We start from the raw sequence: 21,774 nt of genomic DNA on the forward strand, positions 1-21,774 counted from the left end.
CCGGGGTGCCGGGGCCGATGCGGATCTCGAACTCGCCGGCGTACTTCTCGTGGCCCGCGATCACCGCGCTCTCCACGGCCTCCTCCGCGATCTCGCCGCGGACGATCAGCGGGTCCAGACGCAGGTCGCGCATCAGGGCGATGCACATGCCGATCATGACGAGCACGAAGGGCGCCGCGACCAGGATCGTGAGGTTCTGCAGACCGGCCAGCGCGTCCCCCTTGCCGTCGCCGACCAGCAGCATGACCGCCGCCACGGCGCCGGTCACCACGCCCCAGAAGATGACGACGAACCGCGCCGGTTCGAAGGTGCCCCGCTGGGAGAGCGTGCCCATCACGATCGACGCGGCGTCGGCTCCCGAGATGAAGAAGATGCCGACCAGGATCATGACCAGGAGGCTCATCGCGCCGGCGATGGGGAACTCCTGGAGCACGCCGAAGAGCTGCCCCTCCGGTGTCGCCTCGTCGGCGAGCTGCCTGCCCTCCTGGAGTTTCATCGCCGTACCGCCGAAGACGGCGAACCAGACCAAGCTGACGGTGCTGGGGACGAGGATGACGCCGCCCACGAACTGACGGATCGTACGGCCGCGGCTGATGCGGGCGATGAACATGCCGACGAACGGCGTCCAGGAGATCCACCACGCCCAGTAGAAGACCGTCCAGCTGCTCAGCCATTCGGAGACCTCGCCGCCGCCGGTCGCCGCCTCGGTACGGCCTGCCAGTTGCGGGATCTGGTCGATGTAGGCCGCGAGGGAGGTGGGGAGCAGGTCGAGGATCAGGATGGTCGGGCCGGCGACGAAGACGAAGACCGCGAGGATCACTGCCAGGACCATGTTGGTGTTGGACAGCCACTGGATGCCCTTCTCGACGCCGGAGACGGCCGAGAAGACGAACGCGGCGGTGAGGACTCCGATGATGGAGATCAGGAGACCTGTGCCCGCCTTCTCCATCCAGCCCAGTTCGCGGAAGCCGCTGCCGATCTGCAGGGCGCCCAGGCCGAGCGAGGTGGCGGAGCCGAAGAGGGTGGCGAAGATCGCGAGGATGTCGATCAGCCGGCCGGGGGCTCCGTCGACGCGCTTCTTGCCGATCAGCGGGACGAAGACGGCACTGATGGTCTGCCGCCTGCGGCGCCGGAAGGTGCTGTACGCGATGGCGAGGCCGACCACCGCGTAGATCGCCCACGGGTGGAGGGTCCAGTGGAAGAGGGTGGTGGCCAGGGCCGTCTGCATGGCGTCCGCCGAGTCGGCGGGGTCGGTCCCCGGCGGCGGGGTGACGTAGTGCGCGAGCGGCTCGCTGACGCCGTAGAACATCAGGCCGATGCCCATGCCGGCACTGAACATCATCGCGACCCAGGAGACGGTCCGGAACTCCGGGCCCTCGTGCTCCTGGCCGAGGGGGATCCGGCCGTAACGGCTGATGGCCAGCCAGAGGGCGAAGACCACGAAGCCGGAGGCGGCCAGGACGAAGGCCCAGCCGCCGTTGTGCATCAGGCCGCTCAGCATCGTGTCGGAGACGCTCTCCAGCGTGTCCGTGAAGACGGAGCCCCAGAGCACGAAGGCCAGGGTGAGCACGGCCGTCACGCCGAACACCACCCGGTCGGTCCGGGGCGTCTCGTCCTCGTGCGGATGGCGGCCCGGGAGAGCCGCCCTCACCGGCAGCCGAAGCCGTTGAGCCGGTTTCTGATCGTGCGACACAAGCGGCACCTTTCGGGAAGCACTGAGCTGATTTCGCTCCCGTACCCCCTACCACATGCGTCGCACATCACGGCTGCCTAACAGGCGGTGTCGGGCCTCCCGGCTGTGAGGGGGTAGGCCGCGCGATCGTCGAGCAGGAGCGCCGCGAGCGCCCGGCGCGACTGGCGCAGGGGTACGTACGCGCCCTCGCCGCGGGGGTGGGAGGTGACCCCGTGCAGGGCCAGCTCGTCCTTCACCTCCGCGTACTGGGCCGGCGAGAGGTGGTAGCCGCAGGGGGGATCCTGGATGGTCTCGGCCGGTTCGGGCGGGTCGTTGTCGGCGCCGCCCAGATGGATCGGACCCCGGTCCGCGAAGCCTTCCAGGCGGGCGCGGGCGGTGGCGGCCCCGATGCGGGCCCGGCGCTCGTCCACGAAGGCGAAGGCGCCGGTCAGGGCGGCCAGTTGGGTGTTCACCCGGCGCCTGTTGTTCAGGGCGGGGCTGTTCTTCTCGGCCTCGGTCAGCGGGTCCACCCGAGTTTCCACCAGGAGGCCCACCGAGTGTTTGACGCCGGCCGTGTTGCGCAGGATGCGCTCCTGGCCGTCGCCCGCCACCTGCTTGACCGGCTCGCCGGTGACCGGGTCCGTCCAGATGCCGTAGATGCCGCTGGTGAATCCGGCCTGCCGGGCGTGCGGGCGTACATAGGACTCGGAGAGGGTTCGGGCCTCCGCGTGCACCCGGTGGTCCGTGTTGGGGTTGCGGGGCCAGAGGGCCAGCAGATCCTTGTCGTAGTACGGCGGGGTGGCGCCGTACTCGTGCAGGTCGTAGATGACGTCCGGCCGGTGGTCGCGCGTCACGGCGGCCATCGCCCGGGCCTCGGCCGTCCTGAGGACGATGTGGTCGCGGTTGATGTCGACGCCGTCGGCGTTGGTGCGGGTGTTCGCCGCGCGGCCGTCGGGGTTCGCGGTGGGGATGACGAGGACCGTGGTGCGGGCGAGGAAGTCGAGGGTCTTCCTGTCCTTGGCGTACGCGAGGTCCCTGACGGTGGTCAGGCAGGCTTCGCGGCCGGACGGTTCGTCGCCGTGCTGGGAGCAGATCAGCAGCACGGTGGCCGCGGTGTGCCGCTGGGCCGCGATGCGCACGAGGTTCAGCGGGCGCCGGTGGACGGTCGTGCCGATCGTGGACATCGTGACCCGGTCACTGACGCGGTCGACGGCGCGCAGGAAGGTCTGCTCGTCGGGCTGGGTGGTCCAGCTCGCGCCGTCGGTCCTTTCGAAACCGGTGCGGGGTGGTGGCGCGGACGCCTGGGCCGTGGTGGCGGTCAGGGGTGCGGCCAGGGCCGCCGCCGTGGCGGCGACGACGAGGGCGCGGACACGGGGGTGCATCAGCGGGTGGCTCCCGGGATCGGCCGCTTGGCGCGGGGTTCGGCCACGCCGTCGAGGCGGGCCGGCGACGGTGCGAGGAGGCGCGAGCCGGCGGTGGCGCGGGCGAACGCCTTGGCGCCGCCCACGACGGGCAGGTCCGCAGCTGTGCGGGACAGCGCCAGGCCGAGCGTCGGAGTGGTCGACGGAGGGGCGATGAGGCCGGCGTCGGTGCCTGCGACGATCAGGGCGAGACGGTGTCCGGCGGGCACGACGTGGTCGCTCGCGTGGAGGTCGAGGGTGATGGTGTGCCGCTTGCCCGGGGTGAGCGGGCGGCCCTCGGCGGGGTCGGCGTGGGTGCCGAGGTCGGCCCAGCCCCGGCTGAACACGGTGTGGTCGACATCGGCGGTACGGGCCTTCGTCTCCTTGAAGCAGGAGCTGTCACCCGTGGTGCTCGGGCCCCAGCAGGTGCGCTCGGCCAGGGTGGTGATGCCTTCGCCCGGGGCGGTGTAGTCGCGGATGGTGTCCGGCCCCAGGTCGACGAGGACGGCGGACAGGTGCGCGGTGGAGGTGGAGGGCGTCGCCGTGACGGTCACCTGCGAGGAGCCGGACAGGCGGAGGTCGCGGGTGAGCGGCTTGGTGGCGAAGCCCGCCTTGGAGGGGGTGGAGGTGTCGATCGCGGCCGCCCAGTCGCTCTCGGAGAGCTTCGGGTCGTCGGTGAAGGTCTCCGTGGCGCCGGGTGCGGCGCGCTTCAGCGACAGGGTGCCGACGCCCGGCGCCGCGCCCTTGCCGGGGCGCACGGTGGTGGCGTCCGTGGCGCGGGGCGGCCACACCGTGTCGGTGGACCACTGGTCGGGGGCGCGCTCGATGTCGGCCATCGGTTCGCGGTCGATGCCGTTGTCGTAGCCGAGGAGTTCGTGGTCGAACCAGCGGTGCAGCGTCCGCACCCATCCCCCGGCTCTCGGCTCCGCTCGGGCCGGGGAGACCCCATCGGCGCGGCGGAAGTCGAACGGGTCGACGTGGCCGGTCTGCGACAGCCAGATCTTGCGTTCGACGCCCGCGTCGGCGAGTGCGTCCCACCACTGGCCGAAGTGCTTGGCGCGGACGTTGAGGTCCTGCATGCCGTGGACGACGAAGACGCTGGCGTCGACGTTCTCCGCGTCCGGTACGTAGTCGCGCTCCGCCCACAGGGGCGTGAAGTCGCCGTTGCGCGGGGCCTCGTCGACCAGGCGCTTTTGCACCGCCTGGCAGCGGGCGCGGGCCGCGGGGCTCTCGACGTAGTCGGAGAGCCACTCGGGGCCGCTGTCGTAGAGGGGCGCGCCCTGGGAGAAGTAGTAGTCGTACCAGGAGGAGATCGCACCGATCGGGACGATGGTCTTCAGGCCCTCGACGCCGGTCGCCGCGACGCCGTTGGCGATGGTGCCGTCGTAACTCTTGCCGATCATCCCGGTGTTCCCGGTCGACCAGCCGGCCGTGGCGCGCTCGCCGCCGGTGCGGCTGGTGTACGCCTTGCCCCGGCCGTTGAGCCAGTCGACGACCGCTTTGGCGGACTGGATGTCGAAGTGGCCGCCGACGTCCACGCAGCCGTCGGAGCGGTTGGTTCCGGCGAGGTCGACGGCGACGAAGGCGTAGCCGCGGGGGACGAAGTAGTTGTCGTAGTAGAGGGGGAACTGGACCGGGTTCCCGTCCGCGTCGTACGTCTTGCGCTGGCTCTCGTTGCCGCGCCCGCAGCAGGCGTAGTACGGGCTGGCGTCCATGATGACGGGGATCTTCCGGCCATTGTGAGCCGGTTCCCGGGGGCGGACGATGTCGACGGCGACCCGGTCGGTCCGCCCGTCCGCGTCGCCGTCCATGCGCGTGTCGACCCATACGGCTTCGCGGATCGCGTCGTCGTAGGAGTAGACCGGTCTGCTCTCCCGCGGTGTGGCGCTCTGGGCGCTCGCCGGGGTCAGCATGACCGCCATCAGGGCGGCGGTGGCCGCCGGGACGAGCCTTCGCCATTTCGAGCGGGGTCCCCGCACAGGTATCGGCATGGGCCTGGAAGTTACTCCGGTCAACTGCCGTGCAAAAGAGGGCAGGAGGGGGACTCGTGTCGGCCGGATGGCAGTTGTGTGACAGGAGCGACCATGGACATGACTGGTGGCGTGTGAGCTGAATATGGTGCGAACAGATTCTTCCAACTGACCACTTGGAGCATCCGTGCACCGCAGACTCATCGCCCCGGGCGCCCTGGCGGCCTCTCTTGTGCTGGCGATCCCGGCATCGGCCGCGGATTTCACTCCCGGCGCTCCGGGCATCGGCGACACCTACTACCCGGCGAGCGGCAACGGCGGATACGACGTCTCCCACTACGACCTGCGGTTGAAGTACCAGCCCAGGACCGACCTGCTGGAGGGCACGGCGACGATCCTCGCCACCGCCACGCAGAACCTGTCGCGCTTCAACCTCGACTTCGGTCTGGGGGTGAGTGAGGTACGGGTGAACGGGAAGAAGGCGAAGTTCGCCAAGGAGGGGGAGCAGGAACTCGTCGTCACGCCCGCCGCCCCGCTGGAGAAGGGCCGGGCCGTTTCGGTCGTCGTCCGGTACGCCGGAAAGTCCTCCGAGCTGAAGATCGGCGGCTACACCGCCTGGCACCGCACCCCCGACGGCGGCGTCGCCGCCCAGGAGCCCGACTCCGCCGTCTGGTGGTTCCCGAGCAACGACCACCCGCTGGACAAGGCGACGTACGACGTCTCGGTGTCGGTGCCGGACGGCACGCAGGCCATCAGCAACGGCGTACTCCAGTCGCAGAGCTCGAAGCTCGGCTGGACCCGCTACAACTGGCGCTCGAACAAGCCGCAGGCCAGCTACCTCGCCACACTCGCGGTCGGCAGGTTCGACATCACCACGGACCGGACCGCGAACGGGCTGCCCGTGCTCAACGCCTACAGCAAGGACCTCGGTGACAACGCCGGGGCCGCGCGCGCCAGCATCGAGCGGACCACCGAGGTGGCGGAGTACCTGAGCGAGGTCTTCGGCCCGTACCCCTTCAACGCGCTCGGCGGTTACGTACCGAACGTCACCAGCGGGTACGCCCTGGAGACGCAGACCCGGCCGTTCTACAGCCCCCGCCAGTTCGCGAACGGCGCGAACGTCTCGGTCGTCGTCCACGAGCTGGCCCACCAGTGGTACGGCGACAGCGTCGCCGTGAAGGGCTGGAAGGACATCTGGATCAACGAGGGGTTCGCCCGGTACAGCCAGTGGCTGTGGTCCGAGAAGGAGGGTGAGGGCACGGCGCAGGAGCTCGCCGACTACGTCTACGAGACGCGCGCCGCCGACGACCCGTTCTGGACGGTGGAACCGGGCGACCCGGGCCCGGACAACCAGTTCCACATCGCCGTGTACGACCGGGGCGCGCTGGCCGTGCAGGCGTTGCGCAACGAGGTCGGGGACGAGGACTTCTTCACCATCCTGAAGGGGTGGCCGGCGAAGTTCGCGCACGGCAACGCGAGCGTGGCGGACTTCGTGAAGTACGCCGAGAAGGTGTCGGGCAAGCCGCTCGCCGAGCTGTTCGACACCTGGCTGTACCAGCCGTCGAAGCCCGGCGCCCCGGAGGCGGCCGAGTCCCGGATCGCGCGCTCGACCGCCGGTGAGCGGGCGAAGCCCGCGCGGCCCGCGTCGTGGAAGAAGATCGCCGCGACGAACACGATCCACGCGCACGACCACCACTGACCGGCGGTACGCCGACGCCGCCGCCCCCGCGCGAGGGGGCGGCGGCGTCGCGCCGCGCGGGGGCGGGGCTTGCGGCGGGAGTGGGTGGAAGCGCTCTCACGGCGTACCGGCCACGGATATCCTCGGTGACCAGCAGCCCTGTCCCGCACCGCCGAGGAGCACCCGCCTTGCCCGAGCAGCCCGCTGGTTCCCGTCCCACCCTGGAAGCCGTCGCGGCCCGTGCCGGGGTCTCCCGGGCCACGGCCTCACGGGTCGTCAACGGCGGCGCGGGCGTGCGGCGGCCGCTGGCCGACAAGGTGCGGGAAGCCGTGGAGGAGCTGGGGTACGTACCGAACCACGCGGCCAGGTCCCTCGTCACCCGGCAGAGCGGCGCGGTCGCCGTGATCATCGCCGAGCCGGAGTTCAGGATCTTCTCGGACCCCTTCTTCGAGCAGCAGGTGCGCGGCATCAGCCGGGAACTGACGGCGCACGACTCGCAGTTGGTGCTGCTGTGGGTGGAGGGGCCCGGCGACTACGACCGGATCGCCCGCTACCTCGGGGGCGGTCACGTCGACGGAGCGCTCGCCTTCTCGCTGCACGACGACGACGGGCTGCCCGCGCTCGTCCACCGCTCCAAGGTCCCGACCGTCTACGGGGGCCGTCCCGGCGCCGGGGCGGCGGCCGTCCCGTACGTCGACTGCGACAACCGGGGCGGGGCCCGTACCGCCGTGCGGCATCTCGTGGGCCTGGGCCGCGAACGCGTCGCGCACATCGCGGGCCCCGCCGACCAGACCTCCGCCATCGACCGCGCCGACGGCTACCACGACGTCCTGTTCGACGCAGACCCGGCGCTCACCGCGCGGGGCGACTTCACGGTGGACAGCGGGGCGCGCGCGATGGCGGAACTGCTGGCGCGCGCGCCGGACCTGGACGCCGTGTTCGCGGCGAACGACCTGATGGCCGCCGGCGCCCTGAGGGTCCTGCGGGAGCGCGGGCGGCGGGTGCCCGAGGACGTGGCGGTCGTCGGGTTCGACGACATGGTGACGGTGGCGGAGGCGGCCGATCCCCCGCTGACCACGGTCCGCCAGGACATCGAGGGTATGGGCCGGCTGATGGTCAGACTGCTCATGCGGGTCCTGAACCACGGTGGCGACCGGGGGCCGGGAGCGCCGGCGTCGGTGATCATGCCGACCGAGCTGGTGCGGCGGGCCTCGGCCTGACCGGCCGGGGGCCCGCCGCGTGCGGGGGGTGCGCCCGGGTCACTGGAAGGGGATCACCAGCACCGAATCGCCGGTTCCGGTCCGGAGTTTCGCCGTGCCGCTGCCGATGGCGCTCCACACTTCGAGGCGTACGGTGCCGCCCTTGAAGTCGCCGAGCGTGCCGGTCGCGGACTTGAGGCCGCGCGCCTGCGTGTAGTCCTCCCAGCCCGCCACCGGATCGGTGGCGAAGTACTGGTAGGTCTCCGTCCGGTCGTACGTGCCGTCGCCCGTCAGGTCGTAGCTGACGCGCGCCTGCTGGCCGAGCCCGACGGCCGTGCCGGCGTCGACCTGGAGCCGGAAGGCCGTCGGCACACCGGACTTGAGGGTGCCGTTGACGCCCTTGGCGGTGTACGTCAGCGGCTGGTGCGGGGTGCCGTCGTGGTTGGCGCCGCCCGCCGAGGCGAGGGTGTCGGAGGCGGCGGTGGTTCCGGTGGCCGTGGTGAGGGTGCCGCCGGTGCGCAGCTGGAAGGTGTTGCCGGTGGGCGGTTCGGGGTCGGGGCCCGGGTCGGTGCCTCCGGTGCCGGTCGCGGTCGAGCGGGCGGGGACGGTGAGCTTCCCGCCGTCCGAGAAGGTCACGGTGCGGGCGGCGGAGGTGTGGTTGTGGGCGGCGTACGTCCGTACCGTGCCCTTGGTGAAGACGGCGGACGTCGGGATGTCGCCGCTGACCGTGGCGTCGGGGGCGCCGAGCGTGTCGAGGGTGCTGATCCAGTGGTAGGTGTGCGCCTTCGACTCGCCCTGCTCGGGGGTGTAGCCCGCGTGGCCCGCGTCCCACTTGGCCTTGGCGGCGGCCGGGTCGGCCAGCGACTGGAACTCCCAGAGGATGTCGCGCCATTCGACGGCCGGTCCCCCGTTCTCGCGTTCCATCTCGGCGAGGTTGCGCCGGATGGCGGCCTTCTCGCCGCCCAGGTGCAGTGAACCGCCGGTCACCGGCAGGACGTTGATGCCGTGGATCTCCTCCGGGTTGGCCGTCCACCAGGTGGCGTACGCCCCGCCGCTCCCCCACACCATGCCGACCGTGTCGTGGCCGAAGGAGGACGGGAAGACCTGCTCGTCGGCGTCGAACCAGTACTGCGCGATCGCCTCCGACTCGGTGGTGAGGAGGTACGTGCCGAGGTCGCGCAGGGCCGTGTCACCGGTCGCCGCGCCCCACAGGACGAGCCCGGCGCTGAGGTTGGTGGACTCCGACGACGACTCCTGGTTGTTGCCCGCGGCGAAGCCCTGGTGGCCGGAGGCCCAGCTGTGGCCCGCGTACACGTCGAAGCCGCGCAGGAAGGGGAACGCGGTGTCGGTGCGGCTGGGGTTGGCGGCGTCCCGTACGAGCGTCTTGACCATGCCGCCCCACGCGGAGTCGGCGGCCCAGGCCGGGTCGTACTGGGCGACGATCGCGGCGGCGTAGACGTAGTAGCTGTAGTGGAAGTGGTGGTCGTTGAGCTCGGTGTCGCTGCCGTACGACGCCGGGTATCCGGTCAGCGTCTTCCAGGTCTTGTCGTACGAGAACTCGTTGGCTCCGCCGGCCGTGAACCAGTCCTGCAGACGGCCCTTCATCAGGCCGAGCAGCTTGTCGCGTACGGCGGTCTCCCCGATCTGGTCGGCTACGGGCACGAGCTGGGCGAGGCGGCCGAGCGCCTTGCCCGTCCAGTAGGTGTCGGTGGCGCCGGAGAAGGGGTCGGCGGCGTTCGCGACCTCGTTGAGGTGGCCGCGGAGCCTGGCCTTGTCGACGCCGCTCGACTGCGGCAGCGCCGGCAGCACGCCGGAGGCCCGCTGGCTCGTGGTGAAGGAGGCGCCCTCGCGGACCTTCATCGTGCCGCGCGGCGAGACGTAGGTGTACGGGGTGAGCGGGTCGGAGGTGTGCAGCCACTGGTGGCGGTAGAGGGCCTGGAGCGTGCCCGTCTCGCTGCCCTCCTTCGCCTCGGTGGTGAGGGTGTACGTCGCCTTCACGGTGCCGCCGGTGGAACTCCAGGCCGCCTTCGATCCGGTGACGAAGCTGTACGCGTACTTCTTGTACGTCGCGAGGGCGTCGGTGGAGGGCAGTACGGCGAGCGAGAAGTAGTCCTTGGCGCCGAGGCCGGCGGTGAGGGTGGAGCCGGCGATGTTCCAGTCGCTGCCGGTCGGCGCGAACAGGGCGTAATGGTGGCCGGCGACCGTGATGCCGAGGACGTTGCCCTGGTCGGCGAAGACCGTGGGGGCCGCGGCGGTGGTGATCTGCGCGCCGGCGCCCGAGCCCTTGGCGTACACGAAGGGCATGCCGTGGCCGATGGTGGTACGCAGGGTGCGGGCGCCGTCGGACCAGTAGGGCGTGACGGTCCAGTCGGACCAGTCGTCGGCCTTGGTGTCGGGTGAGTTCAGGCCGGTCAGGCCGAGCGTGAGGTCGCGCTTGTGGGCGTACTCGTACTGGCGGCCGTCCCCGACGACGGCGGGAGTCGTCGGGTAGCCGACCTCCAGGCCGGCGGCGGTGGCCTGGTAGGTGAGCGGGTGGCCGTACATGGGTGTGGAGTGCGGGTTGTCGCCGTACCGCTGGAAGGCGAGGGAGGACCACCAGTCGTTGGTGGGCAGCGGCTTGTCCTTCGCGGCGGCGGTGAGCTTGGGGGTGACGGGCGTGCCGGTGTTGGTGGTGGGGCCGGAGGTTCCGGCAGGGCGTACGTCGGAGTAACTGCCCCAGCCCACGGGGATGGTGGCGGCGGCCGCGGGCGTGGCGGTGGAGCCGAGACCGAGAGCGGTCAGGGCGGACACGAGGATCAGCGCGGACGCGGATCTGAAGGGCGGAGATGGCATGGACGGCACCTCGGGGTGGTGGGGGAAGGGCGTCCGAGAGCGCTCTCAGATGTCATGGAACGTAAAACTTATGAAATAGAAGTGTCAATACATGTGACACAGAAGGGAGTTGCAGACGCGCTCAGCAACCACCTGTTCAAGTGTTGACGGATCGGCGCGTGCGGGAGCATGCTCCGAGGGACTGCTGAGAGCGCTCTCGGCCGAGGTGTGCGGCCGCGTCGCGGCGCCGCGCCCTGGCTTCGCGCGCCAGGGGCAGATAGCGCAGCCGCTCCGGCAGCAGCGGCACCAGGGTGCGTACGACGCGGCTGTAGCGGCGCAGCCTGCGCTCCCGCGCGTCGCTCCACTCCAGGCCCAGCGCCTCGCGGGCGTCCGGCGGCAGGTAGCCGACGGTGACGAACGCCCGGAAGCGGGCCAGCGGCGGCAGCAGCACGGGCCACAGGGCCCGCAGGACCAGGCGCACCGGCAGCGGCCCCCGGTCGGGGGCGGGCACCGGGGCGTCGGCGGCAATCAGTTCGCGCACGACGACGGTCGCCTCCACCTCCTCGGCCAGCATCCGGCGGTAGTACGGCCAGAACTCCTCGACGGTCTGCGGCATGCCCCGGTCGTCGATGCCGAGGATGCGGCCGACCTGGAGCCACTCGGCGTACAGCTGCCGTTCCTGCGCCTCGGTGAGCGGCCGCCACAGATGGCTCAGCGCGTGGCGGTAGCAGGGGAAGCCGGTGGCGTGGACCCAGGAGTAGTGGGCCGGGTCGAGCGCGTGGTACGGGCGGCCGTGCGCGTCGGCACCCCGGATCGTCCGGTGCAGCCGCCGGAGCCGGCGGCCCTCCTCGGCGCCCGCCTCTCCCCCGTACACCCACAACTGGAGGGAGCGCAGGGACCGCTCGCCGCGCCCCCACGGGTCCGTGCGGAAGACCGAGTGCTGGTCGACGCCCGCGCCGACGGCCGGGCGCGCGACCTGAAGGGTCAGCGCGGCGGGCAGCATCAGCAGCGCGCGCACGTCACCGGCGACGGACCACAGGACGCCGCCGGGGGGAGGCGGCGCGGGGTCCCGCTCGCTGATCTTCATGCCTCCAGTATGCGTTCGGGCGGGTCGCGGCCGGGCGAGGAGATCAGTTGGGGAGATCGTGTGCGGAGCGCCGTGCGTTCGCCGTCCAATGGCTACCGGAAGGTAACTCGGGCTGATTTGATGTGCCGCGCCGATCATTGCCCGCCCCTCACACCGGGAGTCCCCGTGCCGCACTCCGCGCTCCGCCGCACCCCTGGCGCCGCCCTCGCCACCGTCCTGGCGGCCGCCGCGCTCGCCGCGTCGGCCCCGCAGGTCGCCGCGGCGCCGGCGGCCCCGGCCGCCGCTTCCGCGCCGGCCGCGGTGCCTTCGCTGAGGGTGCTGTCGTACAACGCCTTCCTCTTCAGCAAGAACCTCTACCCGAACTGGGGCCAGGACCACCGCGCGAAGGCGATACCGGCGGCCCCGTTCTTCCGCGGCAACGACGTCGTCGTGCTCCAGGAGGCCTTCGACAACAGTGCCTCCGACGCGCTGAAGAGCAACGCCGCCGCGCAGTACCCGCACCAGACGCCGGTGATGGGCCGCAGCAGGACGGGCTGGGACGCGACCGGCGGCTCGTACTCCGCCACGACTCCGGAGGACGGCGGGGTCACGATCCTCAGCAAGTGGCCGGTCGTCCGCAAGGAGCAGTACGTCTACAAGGACGCGTGCGGCGCCGACTGGTACTCCAACAAGGGCTTCGTGTACGCCGTACTGGACGTGAACGGCACCAGGGTCCACGTGGTCGGCACGCACGCCCAGTCCACCGACCCGGGCTGCGGCGCCGGCGAGGCCGCCCAGACGCGCAGCCGGCAGTTCAAGGCGATCGACGCCTTCCTCGACGGCAAGAACATCCCCGCCTCCGAGCAGGTGATCGTCGCGGGTGACCTCAACGTCGACTCGCACAGTCCGGAGTACGCCACGATGCTCGCCGACGGCGGCCTGAACGGCGGCGACGCGCGCACCGGCCACCCGTACTCCTTCGACACCGCCGACAACTCGATCGCCTCCGAGCGCTACCCCGACGACCCGCGCGAGGACCTCGACTACGTCCTGCACCGGGCCGGGCACGTGAAGCCGGCGGGCTGGACGAACGAGGTGATCAAGGAGCAGAGCGCGCCCTGGACCGTCTCCAGCTGGGGCAAGCAGTACACGTACACGAACCTGTCCGACCACTACCCGGTCGTGGCCGGCGCCCGCTGACCACGTGGCGCGCCGACCGTGCGGCCCGTCGGCCCCGGCCCGTTCGTCCCGGTGGGCGCAGCGCCGGGGCGACGGGCCGCACGAGTCCCGGTCCGCGCAATCGCGAGTGATTCGCACCTGGTCACGGGCGGTTTTTCGGCAGTGGCCGCAGGGGTGTCGGTGTGTCACGGTGGTGGACATGACGGGTCACGGACAGGGAAGCGGGCACCGGCACGGCCAGGGACACGACCACGGACACGGACGCCGGCGGGGCCTCGGACACGGACACCACCACCACTCCCACGACCGGATCGACTCCGCGCTGGAAGGGTCGGCGGCCGGGCTGCGGACCCTGTGGGTCTCCTTCGCCGTTCTGGCGGCGACCACCGCCGCCCAGGCCGTCGTCGTCGCGCTGTCCGGTTCCGTGGCGCTGCTCGGCGACACCGTCCACAACGCCACCGACGCCCTGACCGCGCTGCCCCTCGCCGTCGCCTTCCTGCTGGGGCGGCGGGCGGCGACGCGCCGCTACACGTACGGCTTCGGGCGCGCCGAGGACCTGGCGGGGGTCTTCGTGGTGCTGGTGATCGCCGCCTCCGCGGTGTTCGCCGGGTACGAGGCCGTGCGCCGGATGCTCGACCCGCAGGAGGTCGGCCACCTCCCGGCCGTCGCCGCGGCGGGCCTGATCGGCTTCGCGGGCAACGAGTGGGTGGCGCGGGCCCGCATCCGTACCGGCAGGAGGATCGGCTCCGCCGCTCTGGTCGCCGACGGGCTGCACGCCCGCACCGACGGCTTCACCTCCCTCGCGGTACTGCTGGGCGCGGGCGGCTCGGCGCTCGGCTGGCGTTACGCCGACCCGCTGATCGGGCTGCTGATCGCGGCCGCGATCACGCTCGTGCTGCGCGGCGCGGCACGGGAGGTGTGGCACCGGCTGATGGACGCGGTGGATCCGGCGCTGGTGGACGAGGCCGAGCACGCGCTCGCGCGCGTCGAGGGTGTACGGGCGGTGGGCGCCGTACGGATGCGGTGGATCGGGCACAGTCTGCGCGCCGAGACCTCGGTGGTGGTCGATCCCGGGCTGACAGTGGTGCGGGCGCACGCGGTCGCGGTCGCGGCGGAGCACGCGCTGCTGCACTCGGTGCACCGGCTGGCGGGCGCCACGGTCCACGTGGACCACGCCCCCGAGCCGTCCGCACCGGACCCTCACGCGCCGCTGGCGCACCACGCCGTCCGGTGACGCACATTCACCCGAACGAGATCGTGACTCACCGGGCATGACTGGTAACTTGGAGTGACGACAGGGACGGATCGCTCAGCCGATCCGACCTGTTTCCGCTTCTGCCCTGGGGGACGGCATGGCCACGCATCCGATCGAAGTGAGTCCGGGCGACGCCCGCTACGAGGCCCTGCGCCGGGGGTTCAACCAGCGCTGGATCGCCACACCCGACTACGTCGTGGTGGCCCGGTCGGCGGACGAGGTCGTCGCGGCGGTCGCCAAGTTCGTCGGCGACCCGGCCCAGGTGAACCGCCGCATCACCGTGCGCTCGGGCGGTCACTGCTACGAGAACTTCGTCTCGTCCGGGGACGTCGGCGTCATCGTCGACGTGAGCCAGATGAACGGGGTGTACTTCGACCCGGAGATGCAGGCGTACTGCATCGAGGCGGGCGCGACGAACTGGCACAGCACCACCCAGCTCTACCGGGCGACCGGCCTCGCCCTGCCCGGTGGCTCCTGCTACTCGGTCGGGCTCGGCGGCCACGTCTCGGGCGGCGGATACGGCCTGCTCTCCCGGCAGTCCGGCCTGACCGTCGACTACCTCTACGCCGTCGAGGTGGTCACCGTCGCCGACGGCAAGCAGCCCAGGAGGACGGTGGCGCGCAAGGACTCGGCCGACGCGGCGCTGCGCGACCTGTGGTGGGCGCACACCGGCGGGGGCGGCGGCAACTTCGGTGTGATCACGCGTTACTGGTTCCGCGACCTGCCGAAGCCCCCCGCCCAGGTGCTGGCCAGGTCCGTGGCCTGGCCGTGGAAGGACTTCCTCGAACACCCCGAGCTCTTCAAGTCCCTCGTCCGCCGTTACGGGCAGTTCTTCGCGTACGAGCAGGCCGGGCAGCTCCCGGCGCCCCTCGGCTCGGCCTCCTACCACGACCTGTTCACCCTGCTGAAGCTCACCCATATGAGCAGCGGCAAGGTCGGCCTGACCATCCAGCTCGACGGCACGAGGAACGACTCGCCGGCCCGCCTCGCGGCCTTCCTGGCGTGGATCACCCAGGACTTCAAGAAGGCGGACGGGACCTACCACATCGAGGAGACGCCACTGGACCAGGCGATCGGTGAACATCCCGCACAGGGCGCCCTGTTCATCCCGACCCTGCTCCCGTGGCTCACCGCGACGCAGAGCCTCAACGAATCGGGTCCGAACCGCTGCGGCAAGTACAAGTCGGCGTACATGACGAAGGGGTTCACCGAGCACCAGATCGACGCGATCCACCGCCATCTCACCGATCCGGACTACAGCAACCCGGACGCCCTGGTCCAGGTCGACTCCTACGGCGGGGCGATCAACAAGGTGGGAGCACAGGACACGGCGGTGCCGCAGCGCTCCTCGGTCCTGAAGCTCCAGTACCAGGCGTACTGGACCTGGGACACCGACGCCGACAGGAACGGGGTCCTGGACTACCGCGACGCGGAGAAGGACTCCGGGATCGCCGCCCCGCATCTGCGCTGGATCAGGAACTTCTACCAGGACGTGTACGGGCCGACCGGCGGGGTCCCGGCGGTGGTCGATCCGGCGTTCCCCGCGACGAAGGATGCGAACACCGACGGGTGCTACGTCAACTACCCGGACGTGGACCTTCTCGACGTCCAGCGTCTGAACACGTCGGGCCAGCCGTGGCACCAGCTGTACTACAAGGGCGGCTACGAGCGTCTGCAGCGGGCCAAGAAGCTGTGGGACCCGCACAACATCTTCCGCCACGCGCAGTCCGTGGCCGTGCCGGCGACACCCTAACCGCCGGGGCGCCATCACCCGTGCGCGCTCGCTGGCGGTCGTACGTACGTGATCGCGGACATGCCGCGACCGTACGGGCCGCCACGGACAGCGGGTGGCGAAGCCGGACGCTTTCACAACAATGGTGAGACAGCAATACTGTTGCACTGTGGAGAAGCACGGCGGCGGAAGGCGAGGGGCGGACATGACGACGGACACCGAAGAGCCGACGCTCACGGTAGACGAGCTGGCCGCACGGGCCGGGGTCACGGTGCGCACGGTGCGCTTCTACGGTACGCGCGGTCTGCTCCCGCCACCGGTCATCGGCCCGCGCCGGGTCGGCCACTACGGGCCCGCCCACCTGTCGCGGCTGGCCCTCATCGAGGAGCTCCAGCACCACGGCATGACGCTCGCCGCGATCGAGCGCTACCTGGAGCAGCTGCCGGCCGATCTGAGTGCGCACGATCTGGCGATACACCGTGGGCTGGTGGCGAGTTGGGCGCCGGATTCCGCGGAGGACGCGACCCGGGCGGAGCTGGAGCGCCGGGCGGGGCGGGCACTGTCGGACGAGGACATCGACCGGCTCGCCGCGATGAGCGTCCTGGAGCGGGCGGACTCCCCGGACGCCTTCCGGGTCGATCCCGGGCTGCTGGCCCTCGGCGTACAGCTTCTCGGCGTACCGATAGCCCACGAGACGATCCTCGCGGCCCGAACGATCCTGCTGGAGCACACGCGGTCGGCGGCGCACGCGCTGACCACGCTCTTCAAGGACGAGGTGTGGGGTCCCTATCGCGAGCGGGAGTCGGACCCCGAGCACGTGAAGGCGATGAAGTCGCTGTCGGCCCATATGCAGCCGATGGTGGTGCAGGCACTGGTGACGGCGTTCCAGCGCTCCCTGAAGGAGGAACTGCGCGCGGCGTTCACCGCGGAGTGAACCGCCTGGCGGCTGCTCGACGACTGAGGCCGAAGGACCCGCCCGCCCGGCGCCGGTGTCCCCGGCAGGGACCCCGGCGCCGGCCGCGCGAGCGCGTTACGCGTCGCTGAACCTCTCGCCCCGCTCCGCCTTCTCCACCAGCAGCGCGGGCGGCGTGAAGCGCTCGCCGTACGTCGCCGCCAGTTCGCGCGCGCGGGCGACGAAGCCGGGCAGGCCGCCCTCGTACCCGTTGATGTACTGGATCGCGCCGCCCGTCCAGGCCGGGAAGCCGATGCCCATGATGGAGCCGATGTTCGCGTCGGCGACCGACGTCAGCACGCCCTCCTCGAAGCAGCGGACCGTGTCCAGCGCCTCGGAGAAGAGCATCCGCTCCTTCATGTCGGCGAAGGGGATCTCCGCGCCCGGCTTCGCGAAGTGCTCGCGCAGGCCCGGCCACAGGCGGGTGCGCCTGCCGTCCTCGCCGTACTCGTAGAAGCCCGCCCCGCCGCTTCGGCCCGTACGCCCGAACTCGTCGACCATGCGGTCGATGACCGCGTCCGACGGGTGGCCCGGCCAGGTGCCGCCCGCCTCCTCGACCGCCCGCTTCGTCTCGTTCCGGATCTTGCGCGGGAGGGTGAGGGTCAGCTCGTCCATCAGGGACAGGACCTTCGCCGGGTAGCCGGCCTGGGCCGCCGCCTGCTCGATGGACGCGGGCTCGATGCCCTCGCCGACCATCGCGACGCCCTCGTTGATGAACTGGCCGATGACGCGCGAGGTGAAGAAGCCGCGCGAGTCGTTGACGACGATCGGCGTCTTCTTGATCTGGCGTACGAGGTCGAAGGCGCGGGCCAGCGCCTCGTCGCCGGTCCGCTCGCCCTTGATGATCTCGACGAGCGGCATCTTGTCGACCGGCGAGAAGAAGTGCAGGCCGATGAAGTCGGCGGGACGCGCGACGCCCTCGGCGAGCCCGGTGATGGGCAGCGTGGAGGTGTTGGAGCACAGCAGCGCGTCCGGTTCGACGACGTCCTGGATCTCCTGGAACACCTTGTGCTTGAGCGAGGTGTCCTCGAACACCGCCTCGATGACGGCGTCGCAGCCCGCCAGGTCGGCGGGGTCGGCGGTCGGCGTGATGAGGGCCAGCAGCGCGTCCCGCTTCGCCTCGGTCGTACGGCCGCGCGACAGGGCCTTGGCGAGCAGCTTCTCGGAGTACTCCTTGCCCCGGGCGGCGGCCTCGGCCGTCACGTCCTTGAGGACGACCTCGATGCCGGCGCGCGCGCAGGAGTACGCGATGCCCGCGCCCATCATCCCGGCGCCGAGGACGGCGACCTTGCGGACCCGGCGGGGCTCGATGCCCTGGGGGCGGTTGGCGCCCGAGTTGACGGCCTGGAGGTCGAAGAAGAACGCCTGGATCATGTTCTTGGCGATCTGTCCGGTGACCAGCTCGGTGAAGTACCGGGCCTCGATGGTCAGCGCGGTCTCGAAGTCGACCTGTGAGCCCTCGACGGCCGCCGCGAGGATGTTGCGCGGGGCCGGGTAGGGGGCGCCCGCCGTCTGCTTCTTGAGGTTGGCGGGGAAGGCGGGGAGGTTCGCCGCGAAGCGCGGGCTGGACGGGGTGCCGCCGGGGATCTTGTAGCCCTTGACGTCCCAGGGCTGGTGCGATTCCGGGTTCGCTTCGATGAACGCGCGGGCCTTGGCGAGCATCTCCTCGGGGGTGGCGGCGACTTCGTGCACCAGGCCGTTCTCCAGGGCCCGCTGCGGGCTGTACTGGGTGCCCTGGAGCAGGACCTTGAGGAGCGCGTCCGCGATGCCCATGAGGCGTACCGTGCGGGTGACGCCGCCGCCCGCCGGGAGGAGGCCGAGAGTGACCTCGGGCAGGCCGATCTTGGAGCCGGGCGCGTCGAGGGCGACACGGTGGTGGCAGGCGAGCGCGATCTCGTAGCCGCCGCCGAGGGCCGCGCCGTTGATGGCGGCGACGACGGGCTTGCCGAGCGTCTCGATGCGGCGCAGGGAGCGCTTGATCGCCGTACCGGTGTCGAACGCCTGCTGGGCGTTCTCCGGTCCGACCTTGATCATGTCCTTGAGGTCGCCGCCGGCGAAGAAGGTCTTCTTGGCCGAGGTGAAGACGATCCCGCGGATCGAGTCCTTCTCGGCCTCCGCGCGGTCGGCGATCGCCGCGATGGAGTCCTTGAACGCCTGGTTCATGGTGTTGGCGGACTGGTTGGGGTCGTCGAGGACGAGGGTGACGACACCGGTCTCGTCCTGTTCCCAGCGGATGGTGGTGCTCTCGCTCATGAGTCTTCTTCTCCGTGAGGGGTGGGACGGGACGGTCAGAGACGCTCGATGACAGTGGCGATGCCCATGCCGCCGCCGACGCACAGCGTGGCCAGGCCGTACCGCTGGTCGCGTCGCTCCAGCTCGTCGATGAGCGTGCCGAGGATCATCGCGCCGGTGGCGCCCAGGGGGTGGCCCATGGCGATGGCGCCGCCGTTGACGTTGACCTTGTCGAGGGAGATGCCCATGTCCTTGACGAAGCGCAGTACGACGCCCGCGAACGCCTCGTTGATCTCGACCAGGTCGATGTCGTCGATGGTCAGGTTCGCCTTGGCGAGTGCCTTGCGGGTGGCGGGCGCGGGACCGGTCAGCATGATCGTCGGCTCGGAGCCGGACACCGCCACCGAGACGATCCGGGCGCGCGGGGTGAGGCCGTAGCGCTCGCCGACCGCCTGCGAGCCGATGGCGACGAGAGCGGCGCCGTCGACGATGCCGGAGGAGTTGCCCGCGTGGTGCACGTGGTCGATCTTCTCGACCCAGTGGTACTTCTGGAGCGCCACGGCGTCGAACCCGCCGTGCTCCCCGATCATCTCGAACGACGGCTTCAGCCCGGCGAGGGAGTCCGCGGTGGTGCCCGGCCGCATGTGCTCGTCGTGGTCGAGGACGGTCAGCCCGTTGCGGTCCTTGACGGGGACGACGGAGCGCGCGAAACGGCCGTCCTTCCACGCCTCGGCGGCCCGCTCCTGGGACAGCGCCGCGTACTCGTCGACGTCGCGCCGCGAGTAGCCCTCAAGGGTGGCGATGAGGTCGGCGCCGATGCCCTGCGGGACGAAACCGGTCTCGTAGCTGGTCATCGGGTCCGCGAACCAGGCCCCGCCGTCCGAGGCCATGGGGACGCGTGACATGGACTCGACGCCGCCGGCGAGGACCAGGTCCTCCCAGCCGGAGCGGACCTTCATGGCCGCCATGTTGACGGCTTCGAGGCCGGAGGCACAGAAGCGGTTCTCCTGTACGCCGGCCACGGTGTCGGGCAGCCCGGCCGCGATGGCCGCGATCCGGGCGATGTCGGAGCCCTGGTCGCCGATCGGGCTGACGACGCCGAGCACGATGTCGTCGATGGCGGCCGGGTCGAGCCCGGGGAAGCGGGCCCGGAGCTCGTGGATGAGGCCGACGACCAGGTCGATGGGCTTGGTGCCGTGCAGGGCGCCGTTGGCCTTGCCGCGTCCGCGCGGGGTGCGGATCGCGTCGTACACAAACGCTTCGGTACTCAAGACAGCAGCCTTTCGGGGGATACGTGACAGCGAGGGGGTCCGGCGGGTCAGGCGAGGAGCGAACGACCGATGATCTCCTTCATGATCTCGGTCGTGCCGCCGTAGATCGTCTGGATGCGGCCGTCGGTGAATGCCTTGGCGACGCGGTACTCGCTCATGTAGCCGTACCCGCCGTGCAGTTGCAGGCAGCGGTCGGCGACGCGTTTCTGGAGTTCGGTGGCCCACCACTTGGCCATCGACGCGTGGACCGCGTCGAGTTCCCCGTTCGAGTGATCGACGATGCAGCGGTCGAGGAACGTACGGGTGACGGCGCACTCGGTGGCCATCTCCGCGATCTCGAAGCGGATGTGCTGGAGCTTGGACAGCGGCCGCCCGAACGCCTCGCGTTCCTTCACGTACGCCGTGGTGATCTCCAGCAGGTACTCGGCGGCGGCGATCCCGGCGACCGCGATGCCCATGCGCTCCTGGGCGAGGTTGGTCATCAGGTGGACGAAGGCGCCGTTCAGCTCCCCGAGCAGGTTCTCCTTGGGGACGCGTACGTCGTTGAAGAAGAGTTCGGCGGTGTCCTGGGACTTCTGACCGATCTTGTCGAGGTTGCGTCCGCGCTCGAAGCCTTCGGCGCCGCGCTCCACGACGAGCAGGGACAGGCCCTTGGCGCCGCCCTCCGGTGACGTCCTGGCGACGACGATCACCAGGTCGGCGAGGATGCCGTTGGAGATGAAGGTCTTCGAGCCGTTGAGGACCCAGTGGTCGCCCCGGTCCTCGGCCGTCGTGCGGATGCCCTGGAGGTCGGAGCCGGCGCCGGGCTCGGTCATCGCGATGGCGGTGATCGTCTCACCGGTGCAGAAGCCGGGCAGCCAGCGCCGCTTCTGCTCGTCGGTGGCGAGCCCGGTGAGGTACGGGCCGATGATGTCGTTGTGCAGGCCGAGGGCGAGCCCGGCGGCGCCGGCCCGGGTGAACTCCTCGGCCAGTACGGCGCTGTAGCGGAAGTCGTCGTTCCCGCCGCCCCCGTACTCCTCGGGTACCGCGAGGCCGAGCAGGCCCTGCCTGCCCGCCGCCAGCCACGCGTCCCGGCTGACGATGCCGTCCCGTTCCCACTGCTCGTAGTACGGCGTCACCTCCTTGGCCAGGAAGGTGCGCACGGTCTCCCGGAACGCCTCGTGCTCGGGGGTGAAGATCCGACGTTTCAACTCTGCCTCCTGCGGGCGGCCTTCTCGATGCTCGGTACGTCCCAGTCGCGCGCCACCTCGGCCGTGTGCGCGCCGGGGAGGGCCGGTGGGCTGTGCACGGCTCCCGGTGTGGCCGAGAAGCGCGGAGCGGGCGCGGGCTGGGTGAGGCCGCCGTGGGTGACGAAGGT

At 71.0% G+C, this 21,774-nt stretch carries 14 protein-coding genes and 1 pseudogene; 6 read left to right on the plus strand and 9 right to left on the minus strand.

Translation table 11 applies throughout. The annotated features are described in order from the left end of the window. The 3 genes from E2E34_RS14515 to E2E34_RS14525 all read right to left on the minus strand — a co-directional run. Nucleotides 1-1,693 (minus strand): BCCT family transporter (locus E2E34_RS14515; RefSeq protein ID WP_138902329.1); only part of this gene is annotated, 1,693 nt, incomplete at its 3' end. Between the two features lie 77 nt (nucleotides 1,694-1,770). Beyond that, on the minus strand, nucleotides 1,771-3,054 hold the full coding sequence (locus tag E2E34_RS14520) for a M14 family metallopeptidase (RefSeq protein ID WP_138902330.1): 1,284 nt from the start codon (nucleotides 3,052-3,054) through the stop codon (nucleotides 1,771-1,773). After that, nucleotides 3,054-5,063, minus strand: a complete 2,010-nt coding sequence (locus tag E2E34_RS14525; RefSeq protein WP_138902331.1) for a Xaa-Pro dipeptidyl-peptidase — start codon at nucleotides 5,061-5,063, stop codon at nucleotides 3,054-3,056. Before E2E34_RS14525 ends, E2E34_RS14520 begins: the two co-directional genes overlap by 1 nt. Nucleotides 5,064-5,229: 166 nt before the next feature. Here E2E34_RS14525 and E2E34_RS14530 point away from each other — a divergent pair, with 166 nt between their 5' ends. Both E2E34_RS14530 and E2E34_RS14535 read left to right on the plus strand, forming a co-directional pair. Beyond that, nucleotides 5,230-6,741, plus strand: a complete 1,512-nt coding sequence (locus E2E34_RS14530) for a M1 family metallopeptidase (RefSeq protein WP_138902332.1) — start codon at nucleotides 5,230-5,232, stop codon at nucleotides 6,739-6,741. A 167-nt stretch (nucleotides 6,742-6,908) separates the two neighbouring features. After that, nucleotides 6,909-7,940, plus strand: a complete 1,032-nt coding sequence (locus E2E34_RS14535; protein ID WP_138902333.1) for a LacI family DNA-binding transcriptional regulator — start codon at nucleotides 6,909-6,911, stop codon at nucleotides 7,938-7,940. 39 nt (nucleotides 7,941-7,979) lie between these two features. Here the strand turns inward: E2E34_RS14535 and E2E34_RS14540 are convergent, their stop codons facing one another. Together E2E34_RS14540 and E2E34_RS14545 are read right to left on the minus strand one after the other, a co-directional pair. After that, nucleotides 7,980-10,751, minus strand: coding sequence for a glycosyl hydrolase (locus E2E34_RS14540; RefSeq protein WP_138902334.1), 2,772 nt, complete (start codon nucleotides 10,749-10,751; stop codon nucleotides 7,980-7,982). Between the two features lie 136 nt (nucleotides 10,752-10,887). Beyond that, nucleotides 10,888-11,817: an oxygenase MpaB family protein gene (locus E2E34_RS14545; RefSeq protein ID WP_138902335.1), complete on the minus strand. Its 930-nt coding sequence runs from the start codon at nucleotides 11,815-11,817 to the stop codon at nucleotides 10,888-10,890. 165 nt (nucleotides 11,818-11,982) lie between these two features. On the opposite strand from E2E34_RS14545, the gene sph reads away from it, so the two are divergent. From sph to E2E34_RS14565, 4 genes are all read left to right on the plus strand, one after another. Further along, on the plus strand, nucleotides 11,983-12,996 hold the full coding sequence (gene sph, locus E2E34_RS14550) for a sphingomyelin phosphodiesterase (RefSeq protein WP_138902336.1): 1,014 nt from the start codon (nucleotides 11,983-11,985) through the stop codon (nucleotides 12,994-12,996). Nucleotides 12,997-13,174: 178 nt separating this feature from the next. Continuing rightward, nucleotides 13,175-14,209 (plus strand): cation diffusion facilitator family transporter, encoded by a 1,035-nt coding sequence (locus E2E34_RS14555; RefSeq protein WP_138902337.1) that lies wholly within the window; start codon nucleotides 13,175-13,177, stop codon nucleotides 14,207-14,209. Nucleotides 14,210-14,327: 118 nt separating this feature from the next. After that, nucleotides 14,328-15,983, plus strand: coding sequence for an FAD-binding oxidoreductase (locus tag E2E34_RS14560; protein WP_138902338.1), 1,656 nt, complete (start codon nucleotides 14,328-14,330; stop codon nucleotides 15,981-15,983). A gap of 184 nt (nucleotides 15,984-16,167) precedes the next feature. Next, nucleotides 16,168-16,896 carry a MerR family transcriptional regulator gene (locus E2E34_RS14565; RefSeq protein ID WP_138902339.1) on the plus strand — a complete coding sequence of 243 codons (729 nt, stop codon included), beginning with the start codon at nucleotides 16,168-16,170 and terminating at the stop codon, nucleotides 16,894-16,896. A 96-nt stretch (nucleotides 16,897-16,992) separates the two neighbouring features. Here E2E34_RS14565 and E2E34_RS14570 read toward each other — a convergent pair whose 3' ends face one another. The 4 genes and pseudogenes from E2E34_RS14570 to E2E34_RS36430 all read right to left on the minus strand — a co-directional run. Next, nucleotides 16,993-19,167 (minus strand): 3-hydroxyacyl-CoA dehydrogenase NAD-binding domain-containing protein, encoded by a 2,175-nt coding sequence (locus E2E34_RS14570; RefSeq protein ID WP_138902340.1) that lies wholly within the window; start codon nucleotides 19,165-19,167, stop codon nucleotides 16,993-16,995. Between the two features lie 35 nt (nucleotides 19,168-19,202). Next, nucleotides 19,203-20,417, minus strand: a complete 1,215-nt coding sequence (locus E2E34_RS14575) for an acetyl-CoA C-acetyltransferase (protein WP_138902341.1) — start codon at nucleotides 20,415-20,417, stop codon at nucleotides 19,203-19,205. 47 nt (nucleotides 20,418-20,464) lie between these two features. Then, nucleotides 20,465-21,607 (minus strand): acyl-CoA dehydrogenase family protein, encoded by a 1,143-nt coding sequence (locus E2E34_RS14580; protein WP_138902342.1) that lies wholly within the window; start codon nucleotides 21,605-21,607, stop codon nucleotides 20,465-20,467. Further along, nucleotides 21,604-21,774 (minus strand): annotated as a pseudogene (locus E2E34_RS36430) (CoA transferase); the annotation flags it as partial. The pseudogene E2E34_RS36430 and the gene E2E34_RS14580, both read right to left, overlap by 4 nt.

Origin of the sequence: Streptomyces albidochromogenes, assembly GCF_005981925.1 — a bacterium.
GTDB classification, from domain to species: domain Bacteria; phylum Actinomycetota; class Actinomycetes; order Streptomycetales; family Streptomycetaceae; genus Streptomyces; species Streptomyces albidochromogenes.

Coding starts and splice junctions, on each gene's coding strand:
- E2E34_RS14555 (WP_138902337.1), top strand. CDS start 13,175: ATGACGGGTCACGGACAGGGAAGCGGGCACCGGCACGGCCAGGGACAC.
- E2E34_RS14525 (WP_138902331.1), bottom strand. CDS start 5,063: ATGCCGATACCTGTGCGGGGACCCCGCTCGAAATGGCGAAGGCTCGTC.
- E2E34_RS14560 (WP_138902338.1), top strand. CDS start 14,328: ATGGCCACGCATCCGATCGAAGTGAGTCCGGGCGACGCCCGCTACGAG.
- E2E34_RS14540 (WP_138902334.1), bottom strand. CDS start 10,751: ATGCCATCTCCGCCCTTCAGATCCGCGTCCGCGCTGATCCTCGTGTCC.
- E2E34_RS14570 (WP_138902340.1), bottom strand. CDS start 19,167: ATGAGCGAGAGCACCACCATCCGCTGGGAACAGGACGAGACCGGTGTC.
- E2E34_RS14565 (WP_138902339.1), top strand. CDS start 16,168: ATGACGACGGACACCGAAGAGCCGACGCTCACGGTAGACGAGCTGGCC.
- E2E34_RS14545 (WP_138902335.1), bottom strand. CDS start 11,817: ATGAAGATCAGCGAGCGGGACCCCGCGCCGCCTCCCCCCGGCGGCGTC.
- E2E34_RS14520 (WP_138902330.1), bottom strand. CDS start 3,054: ATGCACCCCCGTGTCCGCGCCCTCGTCGTCGCCGCCACGGCGGCGGCC.